Origin of the sequence: Bacillus sp. HMSC036E02 (assembly GCF_001836235.1) — a bacterium.
GTDB classification, from domain to species: Bacteria; Bacillota; Bacilli; order Bacillales; family Bacillaceae_G; genus Bacillus_A; species Bacillus_A cereus.
This window is the reverse complement of the sequence record NZ_KV827880.1, coordinates 76,338-96,389: the sequence shown is the minus strand read 5'-3', so window position 1 is coordinate 96,389 and position 20,052 is coordinate 76,338. Positions and strand designations below refer to the sequence as shown.

The following is a 20,052-nucleotide window of genomic DNA, read 5'->3' as shown; positions in this document are numbered from 1 at the left end:
TATTAAAAAACTTTAGACCATAAGTTTGAGAAGAAATCACCAATAGAGCGCATTGTTAACACAAACCAATTTGCTTTTTCAACTTCCTCTGTCGTTTTTGCAGTAACTTTCATACTTTTACTACCGTCTAAGAAACCATATTTATCAGTTGATTCTAAAGTAATTGAGCCTACTTTGGCATCTTTCTTAATAGGAGCAACTAAATGTCCATATTCAGCAAGAGATTTATCTAATTCAGTCCCAATTTTATAAGGTTCTTTGCTACCCTTTTTCGCAATTACTGTTATTTCTTTTTCGGGTGCAACAGTTACTTGGTCTTCTTTCCCTTTTACTACAGAGATTGTATTGTTCTTATTAACTTTTAGTTTTTGTTTTTCAAAGTTATTAAATCCGTATTCGATTAATTCACGAGATTCTGTGAAACGTTCATCCATTGATTTTGTTTTAATAATAACCGAGATAAGACGTACATCACCACGTTTAGCAGTAATAGTAAATCCGTATCCAGCTGTATCAGAACTTCCAGTTTTTAAACCATCAGTACCTTCATAAGCGAAAGCAGCTCCTGGTAACATCCAATTCCAGTTTTCCATACGAATTGGTTTTGGGTGATTGTCTGGGAAGTTTCTAAATCTTTGTTTTGTATCCTCTAGCATTTCTGGATACTTTGTAATCATTGCTTTTGAAAGCATACCCATATCACGAGCTGACATAGAGTTTTCTGCATTTGGATCAGTACCCTCAGGATGTTTTCCTTTTAAGTCAGCGTTATTTAAGCCCGTAGCGTTTACAAATTTATATTTCTTTAATCCTAGCTTTTTAGCATGTTCATTTGCAAGATTTAAGAAGTTTTTCTCACTTCCTGCAAGAAGTTCTGCTAAAGCGATACTAGATCCATTTGCAGAGAATATAACAATAGAATGATATAATTCTTTTACAGTATATTGACGTCCTTTTTCGAACGGTACATTAGAGAATTCATTATTACGAGAGACTTCATAAGCGTAATCAGAAATATTTACTTTCGTATCCCATGTGATTTTTCCTTCTTTAATTGCTTCTAAAACAGCGTAAACAACAATTAATTTCGACATACTAGCAATAGCTAGCAATTCATCTGGATTTTGCTCGTGAAGTATTTTTCCTGTATCTGCATCAAATAAAAGTGCAGCGGCTGCCTCAATATGTATTTTTTCTTCCGCATGGGATGTTGTTACTCCTAAGGAAGAAATTGACAATACAAGCAATAGTAAAATAGACAAAATTTTTTTCATATAGATTATCACCTTCGCATCGTTATTTAGCATATAGCTCGTATCATTTTAGCATATCTTTACATATAAAAAGGTTACAATTTTACAATAAATTTGAAAAAATGTCGGTTTTTCTTCAAAAGTGCAGAAAAAAGGGGATTTTTGAGGATAAATATAGAGAAGAATAAAAAAAGGAACGAATTTCGTTCCTTTTCACCATTTATATGTGTAAAAATTTCTCTACTTTTTCGTCTGGTAAAATGTTTCCAACGAAGAATGTTCCAAATTCACCATAACGAGCACTTACTTCATCGAAGCGCATTTCATATATAAGTTTTTTAAATTGAAGAACATCGTCAGCGAATAATGTTACGCCCCATTCGAAATCGTCGAATCCAACAGATCCTGAAATCACTTGGCGTACTTTACCTGCGTATTGACGGCCAATTTTACTATGACTGTACATCATTTTTTTACGCTCTTCCATAGGAAGCATGTACCAGTTGTCATCACCTTGGCGACGCTTATCCATTGGATAGAAGCAAATATGATTTGCTTTCGGCAATTCAGGATATAAGCGAGCTAAAATTTGCGGGTTTTGGTATGGATCCTCATCAGCTGGAAGATAGTTGCTTAATTCAACAACAGATACGTAAGAATATGCAGGAACCATATATTCAGCTAAAGTTGTTTTATTCAATTCTGTCTCAATTTCATTTAACTCTTCCATTGTTGGACGTAAAATCATAAGCATAATATCAGCTTTTTGGCCAACAACTGTATACATTGCGTGACTACCTTTTTTCGCAGTAGCTACTTCGTTCCATTTTTCAACGACATTTAAAAATTCAGACACTGCTTGTCCGCGTTCGTCGCTAGATAATGTTTTCCATGCAGCCCAATCAATAGAACGTAAATCATGTAAACAATACCAGCCATCTAACGTTGTTGTTGCTTCACTCATTCTATTCACCTCAGTTAATGATAGTTTTACACGTTAACTATAGCATATATAGTTTTAAAATCATCTATATAAAACCTTGGCGCATAAAATTGTCACATTTAAGTGTTTAAGCAAGGTGAATTTAACGGCTGAATTTTATGAAAATATAATCATTTTTATTTTATCTATTTTTTGGGAGCTATAAGTTTAAAATATAGAAGAAAAGCAGTATTCTTAAAGATAGAGTTTTTTTAACATATGTAGGAGGGTTTATTCGTGAGCAACTTATTTACAACAGTAAAAGAAAAAGTTCAAGGAAAAGGCATTTCTATCGTACTTCCTGAAGGAACTGATGAAAGAATTTTAGGCGCTGCAGAGCGTTTAGCAAAAGAAGAGTTAGTAAAACCAATCTTAGTTGGTAATAGAGAAGAAATTAGCGCAAAAGCTGCTAGCATGAATTTAACATTAGCAGGCGTTGATATTTACGACCCAGCTACATACGAAGAAATGGATGCAATGGTAGCATCTTTCGTTGAACGCCGTAAAGGTAAAGCAACTGAAGAAGACGCTCGCAAAATCCTTAAAGACGAAAACTACTTCGGTACAATGCTTGTATACATGGGCAAAGCACACGGTCTAGTAAGTGGTGCAGCTCACTCTACAGCTGATACAGTTCGTCCAGCACTTCAAATTATTAAAACAAAACCAGGCGTTACAAAAACTTCTGGCGTATTCATCATGGTACGTGAAGAAGAGAAATATGTATTCGCTGATTGCGCAATTAACATTGCACCAAACAGCCAAGATTTAGCTGAAATCGGTATCGAAAGTGCGAAAACTGCTGAGTTATTCGGCATTGATCCACGCGTTGCTATGTTAAGCTTCTCTACAAAAGGTTCTGCGAAATCTCCAGAAACAGAAAAAGTTGTAGAAGCAACTCGCATTGCAAAAGAAATGGCTCCTGAGTTAACTTTAGATGGAGAATTCCAATTCGATGCTGCATTCGTACCATCTGTAGCTGAGAAAAAAGCTCCAGGTTCTACAATTAAAGGTGATGCTAACGTATTCGTATTCCCAAGCTTAGAAGCTGGTAATATCGGCTACAAAATCGCTCAACGTTTAGGTAACTTCGAAGCAGTAGGACCAATCTTACAAGGCTTAAACATGCCTGTAAATGACCTATCTCGTGGATGTAACGAAGAAGAAGTGTACAAGTTAGCTTTAATTACAGCAGCTCAAGCACTTTAATTCTATAATGAATTGAAATAAAGACCGTCGCTATTATAGCGACGGTCTTTATTTTTCTAAACCAAGTGCTTTATTATTACGATCAATAATACGTTGTAAATTCGTCTCATATAAAGAAATCTCATCTATTGTTAATTGAGATGGTGTTAACTTTGGAGCGAATTGCTGCAATGTTTTTAAAAGACGCATCATTAAATCTTGTACTGTAATGGTTTCACCAAGTAATTCTGAGAGTGAGGCCATCGTACTTGGTACAATTTCAGGGTACGTAAAGCGTGTTTCTTCCCCTTGAATTGCTAGGTTGTAGAAATCACGAACGAGTGCGGCACGCTCAGAGCCACTTCCGGTAGCGCAGAGATAGATTTGGACAGCGACACCTCCGCGAATACGACGTTGTGAAATACCAGCGAATTTTTGATCGCGAATACTTAAGTCATAACTACCAGGACAGTAAGAGCCGACAATTTCTTTTGCCTCGATAGTAACGTCGTAATCCTTTAACATCTCCTTAATCAAATGCCACATTGTATCGTATCCAAGGTCAATATCGATACCTTTTTCTGTTTCTTGGAATAAAAGTGATACGTTTAAAACACCTTCATCAAGCACGACCGCAAGCCCGCCAGAATTACGGACAATAACATTGAAGTTGTTTTGTTTTAAAAAAGAAATACCTTCTTCTAAATGCGGAAGGCGTGAATCTTGAATGCCAAGGACAATTGTATTGTGATGAACCCAAGAACGCATTGTTGCGGCTGACTTGCCATTTCCAATGCTTGTGCATAATGTGTCATCCATTGCGAATGACTGAAGTGCATGGAATGTTGGTCCCAAACTAGATTGATCTACAATGCGCCACTCTGGCTGAGATAAAATGGAACGGGAATTGCTCATATAACTAACCCCTTATCTTTAAAATGACAATCTCTATTATAGCAAAAAATGAAGAATGGAGTTTTCTCACATATAAAGGGGGAGCTTATAGGTGAAATAATAAAAAGGATGCATTACATGCATCCTTTTTATTCTGCAATTTTTTCTAAATTACCGTTTCGGTCCATTCGGAAAGATGTTTGAGAACGTTCTTCGTCATCCATGACTGCCAATTTACGAGCTCGGTTCATAATGTTCATAAGTGTTTCGTAATCTTCTTGTACAGTATGAGATTGCTTTTCTAATTTTTCTAGTTTCTTTTCTAGTTCCTCATTCCGAAGGATTTGTGCTTTAATTTCTTGTTTCAATCTCGTATTCTCGTTTTCAAGAGCTGTCACTTTTATATTTGAAGATCCGACTGTTTGTAAAAAATAAATAACATCTTGCATTGTCATAGAGCTTCTTGCAGCAGGAGCAGTAGATTCTTGATATGGAATAGCTTCTTTATATTGTACGATTGATTCTTCTTGTACTAATTCTTCATAATCAGTTATCGAATCTGAAGCTGGTGGTGTATAAAGTAAACGTTTTTTCGCTTGTTCACCGCTTGCAGCACGCATTTTATCTTTACGATGTTTTTTTGCTAGTTGAAGAGCTTGTTCATAGCTATAGCGAACAACAGCATTCCAGCGGAAACCACAAGCAGCAGATGTACGATTTAACTGATCCCCTACTTCCTCAAATGCATTTAATTGCGTACTTCCTTCTCTAACATGACGAAGTACCGTTTCAGCAAGTAATAAATCATCCTCATCTGTCCAAGCATCTTGTCTTACTTTCATAGATTCAACTCCCTTTCTTTTTATGAACTTCCTATTTTTATAATGGGCAAAAAAATAAACTTTTATACAAAGCTTTTAAAAATATGGTAGATTTCGATGAAAGGTAAAAATTTTCCCATGAATGGTGAGTACTTCTGTAGGAGAGCATATAAAATATGTAGCATTATGTAGAGAATAGGCTTTGTAGGGAAACTTGCAACGAGCTTCAAAGAGCGGTAAAATACCATTTAGTGTTTATTTTTAAACGTACTTGAGAAAAGTTTAAAATAGAGGAAGTGTTATATAATGGGAAACGAGTTTCGCGTGTGCGATGACTGTCAGGCAACGAACGTTAAAACGTTAGTTCCGAAGTTAAAAAAAGTAGATTCATGTGCAACGATTGAAGTTGGATGTCAGTCTTACTGTGGTCCTGGTCGTAAAAAATCATTCGCATTTGTAAATAACCGTCCAGTTGCGGCTCCAACAGAAGATGAGTTAATCGCAAAAATTGAAGCAAAGTTAAATAAGTAAGAAAAAGAAGAGTGAAAAGATTACTCTTCTTTTTTATGCCCATAAGAGGAATAATTTATTCTGCGAAAGTACTCTTATGTGGACGAACGTTTTCTAAAGGATAGACACAACTTTTGTATTAAAATTCCAATTTATATAAATTTATATTTCAAAATAATGGTTGACAGTCTTTTAAAGCGATAGGTAGAATAGAAGTGTCTGATTCTGATAATCATTATCAGGAAAATAACAATTCACCTAATTTTTTTATTACTATTTGAGAATAAATTTCATTTCAATAAATATATGTTGTTAGTTAGGATGGTTGAGGGATGGAAGCGAGCGCAAGCAGTATAGAACAGCAAGAAGAGAATGTTAAAGAGATTAAGAGCAGACCGCTTATCGCTTCTATTATTTTAGTAGCGGGTACAGTTTTGTTAGCTTTAAGCATGGCAGTTTCTATTTCTTTTGGGGCTGCAGATATTAGTTTAAAGACTGTATGGCAAGCTGTATTTCAGTTTGATGGATCTATTACACATCATAATGTAATTCAAGAGCTTCGCATGCCTAGAGCAATAGGGGGCGTAGTTGCAGGTGCCTTTTTAGCGGTATCAGGAGCAATTATGCAAGGTATGACGCGAAATCCACTTGCTTCACCATCGTTAATGGGGATTACAGATGGGGCTGTATTTGGAATTGCAATTATGTATGCATTTTTTCCTAATTCACCTTATTTAATGTTTGTTATCGCATCTTTTATTGGAGCTGCGTTTGGTGCAAGCATTGTATATGGAATTGGGTCTTCTTCACCAGGTGGATTAACACCTGTGAAATTAGCTTTAGCAGGTGCAGCTATTAGTGCTTTATTAGGGGCAATTTCATCTGGAATCGCATTGTATTTCAATCTTGCCCAAGAGGTAAGCATGTGGAATGCAGGCGGGGTTGCTGGAGTGAAATGGCAAAGTATTAATATGTTAGTGCCAATTGGCCTTGTTTGTCTTTTTATCGCAATTATGATGTCGAGATATATTACAATTTTGAGCTTCGGTGAAGAAATTGCAATTGGACTTGGTCAAAATACGACATTAATTAAATTTATCGGAACAGTACTTGTTCTTGTTTTAACGGGTTCCGCAGTTTCCATGGCAGGATCAGTTGGATTTGTTGGTCTTGTAATTCCGCATATGACTCGTTTTCTTGTAGGCTCGGACTATAGATGGGTTATTCCATGTTCTGCGGTCTTAGGCGGGCTGTTAATTGAATGTGCAGATATGTTATCTCGCGTTATTAACCCGCCATTTGAAACGCCAATTGGAGCAATTACAGCGCTAATTGGGGTTCCATTCTTCCTCTACTTAGCACGTAATGAAGGGAGAGGAAAGATGTGAGGACGAGTGTCTTAACAAAAAAGAACATTTCTATATTAACGATTTTAGTAGGACTAATCGTTTCTATATTTCTTATTAGTTTAAATACAGGAACTTTTAAAATCCCGCCAATGGACGTATTAAAGTCATTGGTTGGACTAGGGGCTGAAGATCAGTCTGTTATTTTATTTGAATTCCGTATGCCGCGTATGGTAATTGCTATACTAGTCGGATCTGCTTTAGCTATGTCAGGTGCGATTTTGCAAGGTTTATCACGAAATCCGCTTGCTGATCCAGGTATTATAGGTATTAATGCTGGAGCGGGATTAACAGTTGTTATATTCGTCTACTTCTTCTTCGGGAAAGTAGGGACTGGTACATTTTTATCTGTATTCATTCTTCCATTCTTCGCACTAGTTGGAGCGATATTAGCAGCGGTAATTATTTATTTACTAGCATGGAAAGACGGCGTTTCATCGACTCGATTAATACTTGTCGGTATTGCCGTTGCAGCTGGATTTGGAGCTGTTAGTTTAATTTTCTCTATGAAGATGACATCTAACGATTTTCGTTTTGCTACGATTTGGCTGGCGGGAAGTCTATGGGGTACAGATTGGAAATTCGTATTAAGTGTACTTCCATGGATGGTTATTTTCTTACCGCTTGCTATAAGTAAAGCACACATATTAAATGTAATGAACCTAGGCGATTCTACAGCAGTTGGCCTTGGTGTAAACGTAGAAAAAGAAAGACGTAAATTATTATTTATTGCAGTTTGTTTAGCAGGTGCATCTGTTGCTGTTGCCGGTGGAATTGGCTTTATTGGTTTAATGGCCCCGCATTTAGCAAGGCGCCTTGTTGGTGGTAAACATCAAATTATGTTGCCCACAGCAGCGCTAATAGGAACGTTTTTACTTTTATTCGCAGACGTAATTTCAAGAAGTGTATTAACAACTTCAGAAATACCAGTCGGTCTTGTTATTTCTGTAATTGGTGCACCATATTTCATTTATTTACTTATGAGGACAAAATAAAGGGAGGCTTTTCGTATGGCAACTTTAGCGGTGGATGCGGTATCTGTTGGCTATAATGAAGGTTTAATTATTGATGGTTTAACAGTTGAAATTCCGGAAGGGAAAATTACAACAATTATTGGACCAAATGGTTGTGGGAAGTCCACATTATTAAAAACGGCGTCTCGTATTTTGAAGGCAAAGCAAGGTACTGTTTATCTTGACGGAAAAGCAATTGAGAAACAGCCAACGAAAGAAATTGCAAAGAAAATGGCGATTTTACCACAAACTGCAGAAGTGCCAACGGGTCTTACTGTATTTGAGCTTGTGTCATATGGAAGATTCCCTCATCAAAAAGGGTTTGGCACGTTGAAAGAAGAGGATTATCGCTACATTAACTGGGCACTTGAAGTGACAGGAATGAAAGAATTTGCGAATCGTCCAGCAGAAGCGCTATCAGGTGGTCAACGTCAACGTGTTTGGATTGCAATGGCTCTTGCACAAGGAACAGAATTACTTGTATTGGATGAACCAACAACGTACTTAGATATGGCTCATCAATTAGAAGTATTAAACTTATTGAAAAAGTTAAATGAAGAAGAAGGTAGAACGATTGTTATGGTTATCCATGACTTAAACCACGCTTCTCGTTTCTCTGATCATATGATTGCATTAAAAGCAGGTAAGTTAATGAAACAAGGAACGCCAGATGAAGTTATGACAAGTGAAACACTTCGTAACGTATTTGAGATTGAAGCTCAAATCGTTCCATGTCCAGTAAACTGTAAGCCAATTTGTTTAACATATGATTTAGCGATGATTAGTAATCAATTGCGTAAAAAAGCATAAGTAGAACCCCCTCGTAAAGAGGGGGGCTTCTAATGGACGTTGAGCTTCTTATATATGAATGGGAAGTTGAACGCCCGTTAGAATGGGTTGTTAACAACAATTAATAAATATATATTAATTAATTGTTATATTTGTTTCTTATAGTTCATTGTAACTTATAAGATAAATACAGCTAGAAGGAGTGGGAACATGAAGAATTTTAAAATGGCACTATTAGCAATGGTACTAGTTGTGACTTCTGTACTATTTGCAGCTTGTTCTAACAAAGAAGAAGAAAAGAAAGCAGATGCAAAGACTGAAGAGCGCACTGTAAAACATGCAAAAGGGGAAATTAAAATTCCTGCAAACCCAAAGAAAATTGCTGACCTTAGTGGTTCAACGGAAGAATTACTAATTTTCGGTATGAAACCGGTTATTACTGCTAATACATCTCAAGAAAAAATTGATGCACATATTGAAAAGAAACTAAAAGACGTTAAACCAGTTGGTTCTGCTTGGGGCGATAAAATTAACATTGAAGCAGTAGCTGCTGCAAAACCAGATTTAATTCTTGTAAATAATCGTCAAGAAAAGATTTATGATCAATTATCTAAAATTGCACCAACAGTTATGTTAAACACTCCATTAGATCAATGGCGTCCAAAATTCGAAGAAGTAGGTCAAATCTTCGGTAAAGAAAAAGAAACAAAAGAATGGTTCAAAAAGTATGATGAAAAAGCAAGCAAATTACATGACAAAATCGTCGCTAAAACTGGTGAAGCAACATTTATGAAAATGGCTGCATATCCAAATGCTTTCCGCATATATGGTGATTACGGTTACGGTAGCGTAATCTTTAATGATTTAAAACTACCAGCAGTTAAAGGTACACCAACTGATAAACCGTTAGTACAAGTACAAAAAGAAGCTTTAATCGATTACAACCCAGATTACTTATTCGTATTTACAACTGGTGACGGTTCTCAGCGCTTAAAAGAATTCCAAGAAGAATCAATTTGGAAAAACATGAACGCTGTTAAAAATAACCACGTATTTACAATTAAAAATGAAGACTTAAACAAAGGTTACTTCCCACTAGGGAAAGATATGATCTTAGACGAAGTTGCTGAATTCGTTTTAGGTAAATAATGTATAAAGGAAATCACTTTTACTTCGGTAAAGGTGATTTTTTCTTTTTATAAAGGGAATTAATACAGTCTTTCATTTCTTTCTGTTTCTCATTTCGTTTATAATATAAAGTAAGAATGTAGTAAAGAAAGGGGGATGTCGGAAAGTGGTATATTTAAACGACAAACTCAGCGAAACAAAAGTGTTTAAAGACCCAGTACATAAATATGTGCACGTGCGTGATCGTGTTATTTGGGATTTAATCGGAACGAAAGAATTTCAACGCTTGCGCCGTATTAAGCAGCTTGGAACGACATTTTTTACATTTCACGGTGCAGAGCATAGTCGCTTTACTCATTCGTTAGGTGTATACGAAATTATTCGTCGTATGATTGATGATGTGTTTGATGGCAGACCAAATTGGAATGCTGAAGATAGATTGTTATGTTTATGTGCGGCATTACTTCATGATGTCGGTCACGGCCCATTTTCTCACTCGTTTGAAAAAGTATTTTCATTAGATCATGAGAAATTTACGCAAAAGATTATCGTAGGCGATACGGAGATTAATGATGTATTAAGTCGTGTTGATAAGGAGTTTCCACAAAAGGTAGCAGATGTAATTGCAAAAACATCTACTAATAAATTAGCGATTAGTATGATTTCGAGCCAAATTGATGCGGATCGTATGGATTATTTATTAAGAGATGCTTATTTTACAGGCGTAAAGTACGGAAACTTCGATATGGAACGTATACTGCGTGTAATGCGTCCGTATGGGAATCAAGTAGTCATTAAAAATAGTGGTATGCATGCTGTTGAGCATTACATTATGAGTCGTTATCAAATGTATTGGCAAGTATATTTCCACCCGGTAACGCGAAGTGCAGAAGTTATTTTAACGAAGATTTTACACCGTGCGAAATCACTGCACGAGAAGTATTATACATTTAAAAATCATCCTGTTCATTTCTATTCTTTATTTGAAGAAGAAGTAACAGTAGAGGATTATTTAAAGTTAGACGAGAACGTTATGTATTACTACTTCCAAGTATGGCAGGAAGAAGAAGATTCAATTTTAAGCGATTTATGCCGCCGTTTTATGAATCGAAATCTATTTAAATATGTAGAGTTTACAGATAAACACGGTTTAGATAATTGGATGGAATTAAGTAGTTTATTTAAAAAGATTGGACTTGATCCGGAGTATTATTTAGTAGTTGATTCAACATCAGACTTACCGTATGACTTTTATCGTGCAGGAGAAGAAGAAGAGCGTCTACCAATCCTACTTCTTATGCCAAACGGAGAGCTTAGAGAGCTTTCACGTGAGTCGGATATTGTTGAGGCGATTACAGGTAAGAAAAGAACGGATCAAAAGCTATTCTATCCGCATGATTTAATCTATGAAGATGGAAGAAAAGGAAAATATAAAGAGAGAATTATTGAGTTGTTAGAAGGAAAGAAATAAGAAGCAGCTAATGGCTGCTTCTTATGAAAAAACTTGAAATTATTTGTCGCTTAAGCGTTTTCCGCCAACTGCATAATGGTTTTTAGACATTTCTTCGATGAAAACAACGATGTTTTCTTCAGGAGCACCAGTTGTTTCGCTTACTGCTGCTGTTACTTTCTCAGCAAGAGCTTTCTTTTGTTCTTCTGTGCGTCCTTCTAGCATTTTCACTGTTACGTATGGCATGTACAATCGCTCCTTTTATGTAAGTTACACTCTTATTATAGCGGATTATGGGGAAGAACAATCGAAAAAACAAATAATTTCTTTTTTTGACATATGGAAGAGGAGATGAAGCATGGATCAGTTATTTAGATACCCGTTGCACCAAATTCCTTTGGTAGCAATGGCCATTATTATCGCATTATCAGTTCATGAATTTGCACATGCATATGTAGCATATAAATTTGGAGACGATACAGCAAAGAGACAAGGTCGTTTGACTTTATCACCGATGGCACACTTAGATCCTATAGGTTTGATTGCAGTATTAATTCTTGGATTCGGTTGGGCAAGACCGGTTCCTGTTAACCCATATAACTTTAAAAGACCGCGTCTTGCAGGTATATTAGTTTCAATTGCGGGGCCGATTAGTAACTTAATTTTAAGCGCAATTGGTTTAATTATTTGGTATAGCTTATTAAAATTTGGTGTATTATACTCAATTCCATCTGCAGTAGCAGATACGTTAGCTCAATTTTTCCAGATTTTTATTATGCTGAATATCGTTTTACTTGTATTTAACTTATTACCGATCCCGCCACTTGATGGGTATCGTGTAGTAGAAGATTTAGCGCCAGCAAATATTCGCGCGAAAATGACACAATATGAAAAATACGGGGCAATTGCGTTATTAATTCTCGTTATTACACCGCTTAGTAATTACACAATTCAACCTATTTTCCAGGTAGTTATTCCGCATGTATTTGTATTTTTAGATAGCATCATTGCGCCTATTTTTGGCCTTTTATAATTTTTAAGTGAGGAGGATTTTACATATGACAGAGAAAAAGAAAAAAATCGGTTTTAATATCGTGAAAAATGATTCAACAGATGGACATGGTGGATTTGGTGTTGGGGCATTAAGCTTAGAAAACATTTCACCTGTATTTGTTGATGTACTAGAGAAAACTGCATTCGTTGATATTGGTGCGATGCACGCGCGTAGTACAGTAGAAAAAGGTATTAAGTTTTTAACAAATAAAGATGAAGTTCCAAACGGAAAACCATTTTGGCTTGTTTGGGTAACGATTGAAAGAACTGCGACAGGTGCGTATTATGCAGGTGTAACAGCTTGTGAAATGACAGTAGACCGTGAAATTCGCCGCGGATATAAATCACTTCCAGAGCACGTAAATAAAATGGATAAATCATTGAAGCGTCACATTATGGTTGACCATATGGATGAATCATCTAAAAAGGTACTTGGTACGTTCTTGAAAGAACATAATGAAGCGATTTGGAACGAATCTAGTGAAGAATTGCGCCGTGCATTATTAAGTGAATAAAAAATAGCTGACGGATGCCCGTCAGCTATTTTTTTTACCAAGGAAGATATTTTTTCCACCAACTTGTTTTTTTCTTTTCTTCAGTCGTTTTTTCAAATTCTTCTTTATCATCGACGTGATCCATACAATATTCAGTCGGTTCGGTACCTTTAGCGAAATACATTTTCACAGAAATAGGACAATTTTTTGTAGCAATTTTACCGTTCTCTGGATTGATATTAACCGCTACGACGTCACCTGGTTGTTTAAATTCTTTTTTTGGTTGTCCATCTAACCCTTTCTCCATCGTATCAGTCCATATTTTCTTCGCATATCCTTGTTCTGCTACGTTTGAAATAGATTTAGGTTGATCATATCCGACCCACACACCAGTTACGATTTGCGGAGTAAATCCGATCATCCAACTATCCGTTTCAGTAGAACCAGATTTGCCGGCATATGTTCTTGATAGTTTGGATAACATCGATTGACCAGTTACAGCAGCATAGCTGCTTAGTTTCTTATTAAACATACCGGTCATCATTTCTTCCATTACAAACGCTTTGCTCTTGTCGAGAACTTGTTTACTCTCTAAATGAGCATCGTATAATATATTTCCTTCATGATCCATAATGCGGCGAATGAAAGTAGGTTTTACTTCTTTTCCACCATTTGCGAACATGCTATAAGCGTTAACCATTTCAATTGGTTTTACTGGTGATGTACCAAGAGCTAGAGAAGGCACATCTTTTAATGCACTTTTAATTCCAAATTGTTTCGCTGTTTTTGCAAGCGCGTCATCGCCTAAAAACAAATTCGTTTTCACAGCATAAATGTTATCAGAGACTGCGAGAGCTTGTGCCATCGTTACGAAATCATCTGCATAATAATCTTTATAGTTCTTCGGTTTATACTTTGAAACGCCGTCACCTAAGGTGAATACAGTATATTCGCTTTTTAAGCGCGTAGCAGGCGTGAATCCTCGTTCTAATGCCGCATAATATAGAAATGGCTTAAATGTAGAACCAGGCTGACGAATGGCTTGTGTAGCCCTGTTAAATTGACTCGTAGTATAATCAGTTCCACCAATAAGAGCAGCCACTTCACCTGTCTTTGGATTCATAGAGACGAGAGCAGTTTGTATGTTTGTTGTGTCAGGTATGTGATCTTTTACAGCTTGTTCTGCTACAGCTTGTAGTTTAGGGTCTAGCGTTGTATAAATTCGCAAGCCACCCCGTTGTAAAGCTTGTTCGTCTAATCCAACATCACGAAGGAGCGAAGCTTGTACAGCATCTTGGAAATATGGTGCGACCTCTGCTACTTTTTTCGTATCTAATGAGGAAAAAGTTAGTGGCTCTTTCTTCGCTAAGGCTGCTTGTTGCTTCGTAATATATCCTTGTTCTACCATTTCATCTAATATGAGAGCTTGTCGTCCTTTCGCACGATCCTCTTTCAAAAAGGGAGAATAGACACTTGGCCCTTTCGGGATACCTGCGAGCATACTAGCTTCTGCTAATGTTAACTCTTTTGCCGTTTTATCGAAATATAGACGGGATGCAGCTTCGATGCCATAAGCGCCATGTCCGTAATAAATTGTATTTAAATATCCTTCTAAAATATGATTTTTATTATAATTCACCTCAAGGCGAATTGTGTACATTGCTTCTAATAGTTTACGTTTCCACGTTTTATCATGATCTAAGTAAAGGTTACGAGCATACTGTTGTGTAATCGTACTAGCACCTTGGACTTTTGCCATCGCTTTTAAATCGGCAACAATGGCACCAGCAATACGTTTCATATCAAAGCCATGATGTTTGTAGAATCGTTGATCTTCAATAGATAGTGTCGCCTCTTTTACATAAGGTGAAATTTCATTAAGAGATACATTGTAACGTTTTTGCATTTCATTACTTTGTCCTATAACAGTGTCATCATTTGCGTAAAAGACGCTTGTTTGCGGGACCGCAACAGGAGGAGGTCCCATAATTTTTGCAACTATAATAATAACAAAAAAAGAAAAAACGAAGAAAAGGACGCAAGAAAACATTGCGGTGAAGAAAAGACGTTTATATTTTTTAAGTTTTGGATTCATAGTTTGATCCATCTTTTTTCAGCCCCTCATTAATACAAGCGTTATTGTATTAGTATTGAGGGTTTTCATTTATTTTAAACAATGAAATTTCGAAAATAAAAAAGCCCCTTCCATTAAGAAAGGAGCTCAAAGGCACGTGCTGGCCAATCAGTAATGATGACATCTACACCATAATCAATCATAGTTTGTAAATCTTTGTATTCATTAATTGTATACGGACGGAAAACATACCCTTGCTCTTGTGCTAACTGCACAAATTCTTTCGTTAATAACTGGAAGTTTGGATGTAATCCATTTGCTTCTCTATGTTTTGCTTCGGCAATTGGATCAGCAAGTGGTGTATCATATAAAATTGCTCTTGGGATTTCAGGAGCAATTTCTGCTAATAATGAAACAGAGTCATGGTTAAATGATGAAAATACAATTTGATTAGAAAGATGATATTCACGCACAAGTGCAACAGCTTTTTCCTCAATATTTGGGTAATGAATAACATCTGTCTTTAATTCAATATTTAGTTGTAAGTTCGTTGTAGAAAGCCAAATGAAAACCTCACGCAACGTTGGGATTTTTGCTTCATGGAAAGAAGGGTCTTTATAGCTACCAGCGTCCAATGATTGTAGTTCCTCTACCGTTTTTTCCGAAACAAGTCCAACGCCATTTGTTGTACGATCGACGGTTTCATCGTGAATTACGACAAGTTCACCATCTTTTGATAAGTGGACATCGAGTTCAATTCCGTGAGCGCCAATGCGTTCTGCTTCTTGGAAGGCAATCATCGTATTTTCGGGATGTGTTCCTTTTACTCCGCGGTGAGCGAAAATAAGTGGTTTACTCATGTGAAATTCTCCTTATTATCTCTTTTCTTTCATTATGAAACTGCTTTAGGGAAAATACAATTGAATATGACAAACATTTACAAAAGTCTAACAGTTGCACAAAAGTTAACGTTAACGTAAAATGTAATAATCAAGTGAAGGGAGGAATAAACATGTATAAAATTGATGAAGTAACAAAGCAAGTTGGTTTGACAAAACGTACACTTCGTTATTATGAGGAAATTGGTTTAATTCATCCCCCTGAACGTAGTGAGGGGAACATTCGCCTGTATACAGACGAGGATATCGCCAGAATTAAAAAAATTGTGGAAGCGAAAGAAGTGTTAGGAATTACGCTTCAAGAGATGCAGCATTTTTTATCGCTAAAAGAAAGAATGGAGCAAAGAAGAAGTAGTGAAAATCCTCGTGACCGTGAAGTGATTCAAGAAATTAAAGAGATGCTTGAACAACAAGTGCAAACGTTAGACGAGAAAATGGAGCAAATGCAGCGTGTAAAGGCAGAGCTTGAAGATAGCTTACATCGTGCAGTGACATTTTTAGAGAGCACAAAAGGAGAATGATCAAAATGGAGAGCAAACAAAAATTAGGGAGATTGATTACAGTGGTGGCTACCTTCCTTGCCTTTTCGGGTATAGGGGTAGTCGACCCAATTTTACCAAGCATTGCTGAACAAATTGGTGCATCGCATTGGCAAGTAGAGATGTTATTTACGGCATATATTTTAACGATGGCAATTATGATGTTACCAGCTGGAATATTCGCATCGAGATTTGGTGATAAACGAATGATGACGATTGGTCTTGCGATCGTGACTATATTTGCGTTTATATGCGGTATATCGCAAACGATTGCTCAATTATCTCTTTTCCGCGCAGGATGGGGATTAGGAAATGCGATGTTCTTCGCAACGGCGATGACATTATTGATTGCATTAAGTAAAGAAGTTCATGAAGCAGTAGGATTGTATGAAGCAGCTATCGGTTTAGGGATGGCAGGCGGACCGTTATTAGGCGGGATATTAGGTGGACATTCTTGGCGCTACCCATTTTTTGCGACGAGTATTTTAATCTTCTTAGCATTTATTTTAGTTTTCTTTTTTGTAAAAGAACCGGAGCGAAAAGTGAAGCGTAAAGCGGCAGGCGTAGGAGAATTACTTAACTTAGTTAAGTATAAACCGTTTATGCAAGGTGCGATTTCAGGAATGTTATACTACTACGGATTTTTCGTTGTGTTAGCATATTCACCACTTATTATGCATTTATCTGCTATTCAATTAGGGTTTGTGTTTTGCGGATGGGGATTAGCGTTAGCTTACGGTTCTGCAATTTTAGCCCATAAGCTAGAAGGTAAATATGAGCCGAAAACATTGTTGAAAGGAAGTTTACTCGTATTTGCGCTTTTCTTAATTGCGCTATTCTTTGTAAAAATTATGTGGTTACAAATTGTATTAATTGTTCTATCAGGATTAGCATCTGGATTAAATAATGCATTATTTACAAGTTATGTAATGGATATTTCACCTTATGAAAGATCTGTTACATCAGGTGTTTATAACTTCGTTCGTTGGTTAGGTGGTGCAATTGCGCCAATCTTATCAGGGGTCATCGGTCATACTGTTTCACCGCAAAGTCCGTTTTTAGTCGGTGGAATTGTTGTATTAGTTGGTTGCGTAATGCTTTTAATTCCGATTCGAAAACCGGTAGAAGTAGAGAAAAAAGCCCTTTCTTAAGAAAGGGCTTTTTTTATGCATAGATATTGTAGCCCTCTGACTAAAATATATTTTCGCTATTTTTTTACTTTTAACTATACTTTTTGGATGTTTTGTTTTATTTTTGTTAGGGGACATTAATGATGTCCCTATTATAAATTTGCATTGAAAGGCGTGATTGTACGATGGAACTATGGTTCACTGAAAAACAAACAAAACATTTTGGGATTACGGCGCGTATTAACCGCACATTACATACGGAGCAAACAGAATTCCAAAAATTAGATATGGTTGAAACGGAAGAGTTCGGAAACATGCTTATTTTAGATGGCATGGTTATGACAACAGAAAAAGATGAGTTCGTTTATCATGAAATGGTAGCGCACGTACCTTTATTTACACATCCAAACCCTGAAAACGTATTAGTTGTTGGCGGCGGTGATGGCGGTGTTATTCGTGAAGTATTAAAACACCCAAGTGTAAAGAAAGCAACTCTTGTTGAAATCGATGGAAAGGTAATTGAGTACTCTAAACAATACTTACCATCAATTGCAGGCGCATTAGATAATGAGCGTGTAGAAGTAAAAGTAGGAGATGGCTTCCTACACATCGCAGAGAGCGAAAATGAATATGACGTAATTATGGTAGATTCTACTGAGCCAGTAGGACCAGCAGTAAACTTATTTACGAAAGGTTTCTACGCTGGAATCTCTAAAGCGTTAAAAGAAGACGGTATTTTCGTTGCACAAACGGACAACCCTTGGTTTACACCAGAATTAATTACAACTGTGTTTAAAGACGTAAAAGAGATCTTCCCTATTACTCGTTTATACACAGCGAACATTCCAACTTACCCAAGTGGTCTTTGGACGTTCACAATTGGATCTAAAAAACATGATCCATTACAAGTAAGTGAAGAGCGTTTCCACGAAATCGAAACGAAATACTACACAAAAGAATTACACAACGCAGCGTTCGCATTACCAAAATTTGTTGGCGATTTAATTAAGTAAGAAAATCGCGTTTGAACAAATAAAGTGTGAGTAGCTCATTTAAGGTGTTTGTCCAGAAGACTTGAACATGCTAGCTACTTACACTCCTGTAAAGAAAATCGTCTTCTTGTTATGAAACAGAAGACCCGGTAAATCGAGAAAGAGGAGCAATGCGCTCCAAATTTGAGAAATAATGAAAGGTTGGGATACCTTAAGTTCCACATAAGGAGGAAAAGAATATGCGTTTTGATGAAGCTTATTCAGGTAAAGTATTTATTAAAAGTCATCCAAGTTTTGAAGAGTCAAAGGTAGTTATTTACGGGATGCCTATGGATTGGACAGTAAGTTACCGTCCGGGATCTCGCTTTGGCCCTGCACGTATTCGTGAAGTATCAATCGGTCTTGAAGAATATAGCCCGTATTTAGATCGTGAACTAGAAGAGGTAAAATATTTTGATGCGGGTGATATCCCATTACCATTCGGAAACGCACAACGCAGTTTAGACATGATTGAAGAGTATGTATCAAAACTTTTAGATGCCGATAAGTTTCCACTAGGTCTCGGTGGTGAGCACCTAGTGTCTTGGCCAATTTTTAAGGCAATGGCAAAAAAATATCCGGATTTAGCAATCATCCATATGGATGCTCATACTGATTTACGTGAGTCGTATGAAGGGGAGCCTTTATCCCACTCTACACCTATTCGTAAGGTGTGCGATTTAATTGGTCCGGAAAACGTATATTCTTTCGGTATTCGTTCTGGAATGAAGGAAGAATTCGAATGGGCAAAAGAAGTAGGTATGAACTTATATAAATTTGACGTATTAGAACCGTTAAAAGAAGTATTACCGAAACTGGCAGGACGCCCAGTTTATGTCACAATTGACATTGACGTATTAGACCCAGCTCACGCTCCTGGAACAGGAACGTTAGAAGCTGGAGGTATCACATCTAAAGAATTATTAGATTCCATCGTGGCAATTGCAAATTCAAATATAAATGTAGTTGGAGCAGACTTAGTAGAAGTAGCTCCTGTCTACGACCATAGTGATCAAACACCAGTTGCAGCAAGCAAATTCGTGCGGGAAATGCTGCTCGGTTGGGTGAAATAAAAGTAAAGCCGACTGTTTAGACCCGGTGACTAAGGTTCTTTCTTGCAAAAGGTGCTTTTTACCTTTTGACAGGGAATGTTCTTAGACGCAAGGGGTTAGGAGACGTAACTGGATAAAATAAAAGCGGAAGCGGCTCGCTCAGAATGTGAGGGGGATGGAGCTTCAGACGTAGAGGCGCTTTTTGCCTCGAAGGAAGAAGCGAAGCCACCGATTATTCTAGCCGCTGCAGCTAGATAAAATAAGAGCCCTCTATATGATTAGAGGGCTCTTATTTTGTCGTTATGTGTCGGTAAGTCGATATATTGAAAAAATCGCCGATATAATT

At 36.8% G+C, this 20,052-nt stretch carries 20 protein-coding genes; 13 read left to right on the top strand and 7 right to left on the bottom strand.

Annotated elements, in window-relative coordinates; translation table 11 throughout:
• Window positions 1-2 precede the first annotated feature (2 nt).
• Together HMPREF2590_RS26590 and hemQ are read right to left on the bottom strand one after the other, a co-directional pair.
• Window positions 3-1,274, bottom strand: a complete 1,272-nt coding sequence (locus tag HMPREF2590_RS26590; RefSeq protein ID WP_050822185.1) for a serine hydrolase — start codon at window positions 1,272-1,274, stop codon at window positions 3-5.
• Between the two features lie 199 nt (window positions 1,275-1,473).
• Window positions 1,474-2,217 carry a hydrogen peroxide-dependent heme synthase gene (gene hemQ, locus HMPREF2590_RS26585; protein ID WP_001287595.1) on the bottom strand — a complete coding sequence of 248 codons (744 nt, stop codon included), beginning with the start codon at window positions 2,215-2,217 and terminating at the stop codon, window positions 1,474-1,476.
• 255 nt (window positions 2,218-2,472) lie between these two features.
• On the opposite strand from hemQ, the gene pta reads away from it, so the two are divergent.
• Window positions 2,473-3,444 (top strand): phosphate acetyltransferase, encoded by a 972-nt coding sequence (gene pta / locus HMPREF2590_RS26580; protein WP_000067225.1) that lies wholly within the window; start codon window positions 2,473-2,475, stop codon window positions 3,442-3,444.
• A 48-nt stretch (window positions 3,445-3,492) separates the two neighbouring features.
• On the opposite strand, the gene lipL is transcribed toward pta, so the two are convergent.
• On the bottom strand, window positions 3,493-4,338 hold the full coding sequence (lipL, locus tag HMPREF2590_RS26575) for an octanoyl-[GcvH]:protein N-octanoyltransferase (RefSeq protein WP_000071950.1): 846 nt from the start codon (window positions 4,336-4,338) through the stop codon (window positions 3,493-3,495).
• A 128-nt stretch (window positions 4,339-4,466) separates the two neighbouring features.
• Window positions 4,467-5,159: an RsfA family transcriptional regulator gene (locus HMPREF2590_RS26570; protein ID WP_000868358.1), complete on the bottom strand. Its 693-nt coding sequence runs from the start codon at window positions 5,157-5,159 to the stop codon at window positions 4,467-4,469.
• A 285-nt stretch (window positions 5,160-5,444) separates the two neighbouring features.
• Here HMPREF2590_RS26570 and HMPREF2590_RS26565 point away from each other — a divergent pair, with 285 nt between their 5' ends.
• From HMPREF2590_RS26565 to HMPREF2590_RS26540, 6 genes are all read left to right on the top strand, one after another.
• Window positions 5,445-5,669: a YuzB family protein gene (locus HMPREF2590_RS26565; RefSeq protein WP_000526078.1), complete on the top strand. Its 225-nt coding sequence runs from the start codon at window positions 5,445-5,447 to the stop codon at window positions 5,667-5,669.
• 311 nt (window positions 5,670-5,980) lie between these two features.
• A complete protein-coding gene (locus tag HMPREF2590_RS26560; RefSeq protein WP_000388296.1) occupies window positions 5,981-7,036 on the top strand; it encodes a FecCD family ABC transporter permease in 1,056 nt (351 codons plus the stop codon).
• On the top strand, window positions 7,033-8,049 hold the full coding sequence (locus tag HMPREF2590_RS26555) for a FecCD family ABC transporter permease (protein ID WP_001260757.1): 1,017 nt from the start codon (window positions 7,033-7,035) through the stop codon (window positions 8,047-8,049). Before HMPREF2590_RS26560 ends, HMPREF2590_RS26555 begins: the two co-directional genes overlap by 4 nt.
• A gap of 15 nt (window positions 8,050-8,064) precedes the next feature.
• On the top strand, window positions 8,065-8,877 hold the full coding sequence (locus HMPREF2590_RS26550; protein ID WP_000212068.1) for an ABC transporter ATP-binding protein: 813 nt from the start codon (window positions 8,065-8,067) through the stop codon (window positions 8,875-8,877).
• A 189-nt stretch (window positions 8,878-9,066) separates the two neighbouring features.
• A complete protein-coding gene (locus HMPREF2590_RS26545; RefSeq protein ID WP_047387299.1) occupies window positions 9,067-10,005 on the top strand; it encodes an ABC transporter substrate-binding protein in 939 nt (312 codons plus the stop codon).
• A 145-nt stretch (window positions 10,006-10,150) separates the two neighbouring features.
• Window positions 10,151-11,455, top strand: a complete 1,305-nt coding sequence (locus HMPREF2590_RS26540; RefSeq protein WP_000262731.1) for an HD domain-containing protein — start codon at window positions 10,151-10,153, stop codon at window positions 11,453-11,455.
• A gap of 39 nt (window positions 11,456-11,494) precedes the next feature.
• Here the strand turns inward: HMPREF2590_RS26540 and HMPREF2590_RS26535 are convergent, their stop codons facing one another.
• Complete coding sequence (locus tag HMPREF2590_RS26535) at window positions 11,495-11,680, bottom strand: 2-hydroxymuconate tautomerase (protein WP_001147171.1); 186 nt, start codon at window positions 11,678-11,680, stop codon at window positions 11,495-11,497.
• 112 nt (window positions 11,681-11,792) lie between these two features.
• Between HMPREF2590_RS26535 and HMPREF2590_RS26530 the strand changes: the two genes are divergently transcribed.
• Both HMPREF2590_RS26530 and HMPREF2590_RS26525 read left to right on the top strand, forming a co-directional pair.
• Complete coding sequence (locus HMPREF2590_RS26530; RefSeq protein ID WP_000372451.1) at window positions 11,793-12,467, top strand: site-2 protease family protein; 675 nt, start codon at window positions 11,793-11,795, stop codon at window positions 12,465-12,467.
• A 25-nt stretch (window positions 12,468-12,492) separates the two neighbouring features.
• Window positions 12,493-13,002, top strand: coding sequence for a YwhD family protein (locus HMPREF2590_RS26525; RefSeq protein WP_000136678.1), 510 nt, complete (start codon window positions 12,493-12,495; stop codon window positions 13,000-13,002).
• A gap of 34 nt (window positions 13,003-13,036) precedes the next feature.
• Here HMPREF2590_RS26525 and HMPREF2590_RS26520 read toward each other — a convergent pair whose 3' ends face one another.
• Together HMPREF2590_RS26520 and HMPREF2590_RS26515 are read right to left on the bottom strand one after the other, a co-directional pair.
• The gene (locus tag HMPREF2590_RS26520; protein WP_050822183.1) at window positions 13,037-15,088 is read right to left on the bottom strand and encodes a transglycosylase domain-containing protein; all 2,052 of its coding nucleotides are present in this window, start codon (window positions 15,086-15,088) and stop codon (window positions 13,037-13,039) included.
• 101 nt (window positions 15,089-15,189) lie between these two features.
• Window positions 15,190-15,915, bottom strand: coding sequence for a glycerophosphodiester phosphodiesterase (locus HMPREF2590_RS26515; RefSeq protein WP_000042786.1), 726 nt, complete (start codon window positions 15,913-15,915; stop codon window positions 15,190-15,192).
• 152 nt (window positions 15,916-16,067) lie between these two features.
• Here HMPREF2590_RS26515 and HMPREF2590_RS26510 point away from each other — a divergent pair, with 152 nt between their 5' ends.
• The 4 genes from HMPREF2590_RS26510 to speB all read left to right on the top strand — a co-directional run bounded on the left by HMPREF2590_RS26510 (window position 16,068) and on the right by speB (window position 19,727).
• Window positions 16,068-16,475 (top strand): MerR family transcriptional regulator, encoded by a 408-nt coding sequence (locus tag HMPREF2590_RS26510; protein WP_004412988.1) that lies wholly within the window; start codon window positions 16,068-16,070, stop codon window positions 16,473-16,475.
• Window positions 16,476-16,480: 5 nt separating this feature from the next.
• Window positions 16,481-17,644, top strand: a complete 1,164-nt coding sequence (locus HMPREF2590_RS26505) for an MFS transporter (protein ID WP_000444244.1) — start codon at window positions 16,481-16,483, stop codon at window positions 17,642-17,644.
• Window positions 17,645-17,808: 164 nt separating this feature from the next.
• Window positions 17,809-18,636, top strand: a complete 828-nt coding sequence (gene speE / locus HMPREF2590_RS26500) for a polyamine aminopropyltransferase (protein ID WP_000424698.1) — start codon at window positions 17,809-17,811, stop codon at window positions 18,634-18,636.
• Between the two features lie 218 nt (window positions 18,637-18,854).
• Complete coding sequence (gene speB, locus HMPREF2590_RS26495; protein WP_001209831.1) at window positions 18,855-19,727, top strand: agmatinase; 873 nt, start codon at window positions 18,855-18,857, stop codon at window positions 19,725-19,727.
• The last annotated feature ends 325 nt before the right edge of the window (window positions 19,728-20,052 follow it).

What these genes read in the sequence shown, in the direction of transcription:
- HMPREF2590_RS26590 (WP_050822185.1), bottom strand. Translation starts at nt 1,274, where the DNA reads ATGAAAAAAATTTTGTCTATTTTACTATTGCTTGTATTGTCAATTTCT.
- hemQ (WP_001287595.1), bottom strand. Translation starts at nt 2,217, where the DNA reads ATGAGTGAAGCAACAACAACGTTAGATGGCTGGTATTGTTTACATGAT.
- lipL (WP_000071950.1), bottom strand. Translation starts at nt 4,338, where the DNA reads ATGAGCAATTCCCGTTCCATTTTATCTCAGCCAGAGTGGCGCATTGTA.
- HMPREF2590_RS26570 (WP_000868358.1), bottom strand. Translation starts at nt 5,159, where the DNA reads ATGAAAGTAAGACAAGATGCTTGGACAGATGAGGATGATTTATTACTT.
- HMPREF2590_RS26565 (WP_000526078.1), top strand. Translation starts at nt 5,445, where the DNA reads ATGGGAAACGAGTTTCGCGTGTGCGATGACTGTCAGGCAACGAACGTT.
- HMPREF2590_RS26560 (WP_000388296.1), top strand. Translation starts at nt 5,981, where the DNA reads ATGGAAGCGAGCGCAAGCAGTATAGAACAGCAAGAAGAGAATGTTAAA.
- HMPREF2590_RS26550 (WP_000212068.1), top strand. Translation starts at nt 8,065, where the DNA reads ATGGCAACTTTAGCGGTGGATGCGGTATCTGTTGGCTATAATGAAGGT.
- HMPREF2590_RS26545 (WP_047387299.1), top strand. Translation starts at nt 9,067, where the DNA reads ATGAAGAATTTTAAAATGGCACTATTAGCAATGGTACTAGTTGTGACT.
- HMPREF2590_RS26535 (WP_001147171.1), bottom strand. Translation starts at nt 11,680, where the DNA reads ATGCCATACGTAACAGTGAAAATGCTAGAAGGACGCACAGAAGAACAA.
- HMPREF2590_RS26530 (WP_000372451.1), top strand. Translation starts at nt 11,793, where the DNA reads ATGGATCAGTTATTTAGATACCCGTTGCACCAAATTCCTTTGGTAGCA.
- HMPREF2590_RS26525 (WP_000136678.1), top strand. Translation starts at nt 12,493, where the DNA reads ATGACAGAGAAAAAGAAAAAAATCGGTTTTAATATCGTGAAAAATGAT.
- HMPREF2590_RS26520 (WP_050822183.1), bottom strand. Translation starts at nt 15,088, where the DNA reads ATGGATCAAACTATGAATCCAAAACTTAAAAAATATAAACGTCTTTTC.
- HMPREF2590_RS26515 (WP_000042786.1), bottom strand. Translation starts at nt 15,915, where the DNA reads ATGAGTAAACCACTTATTTTCGCTCACCGCGGAGTAAAAGGAACACAT.
- HMPREF2590_RS26510 (WP_004412988.1), top strand. Translation starts at nt 16,068, where the DNA reads ATGTATAAAATTGATGAAGTAACAAAGCAAGTTGGTTTGACAAAACGT.
- HMPREF2590_RS26505 (WP_000444244.1), top strand. Translation starts at nt 16,481, where the DNA reads ATGGAGAGCAAACAAAAATTAGGGAGATTGATTACAGTGGTGGCTACC.
- speE (WP_000424698.1), top strand. Translation starts at nt 17,809, where the DNA reads ATGGAACTATGGTTCACTGAAAAACAAACAAAACATTTTGGGATTACG.
- speB (WP_001209831.1), top strand. Translation starts at nt 18,855, where the DNA reads ATGCGTTTTGATGAAGCTTATTCAGGTAAAGTATTTATTAAAAGTCAT.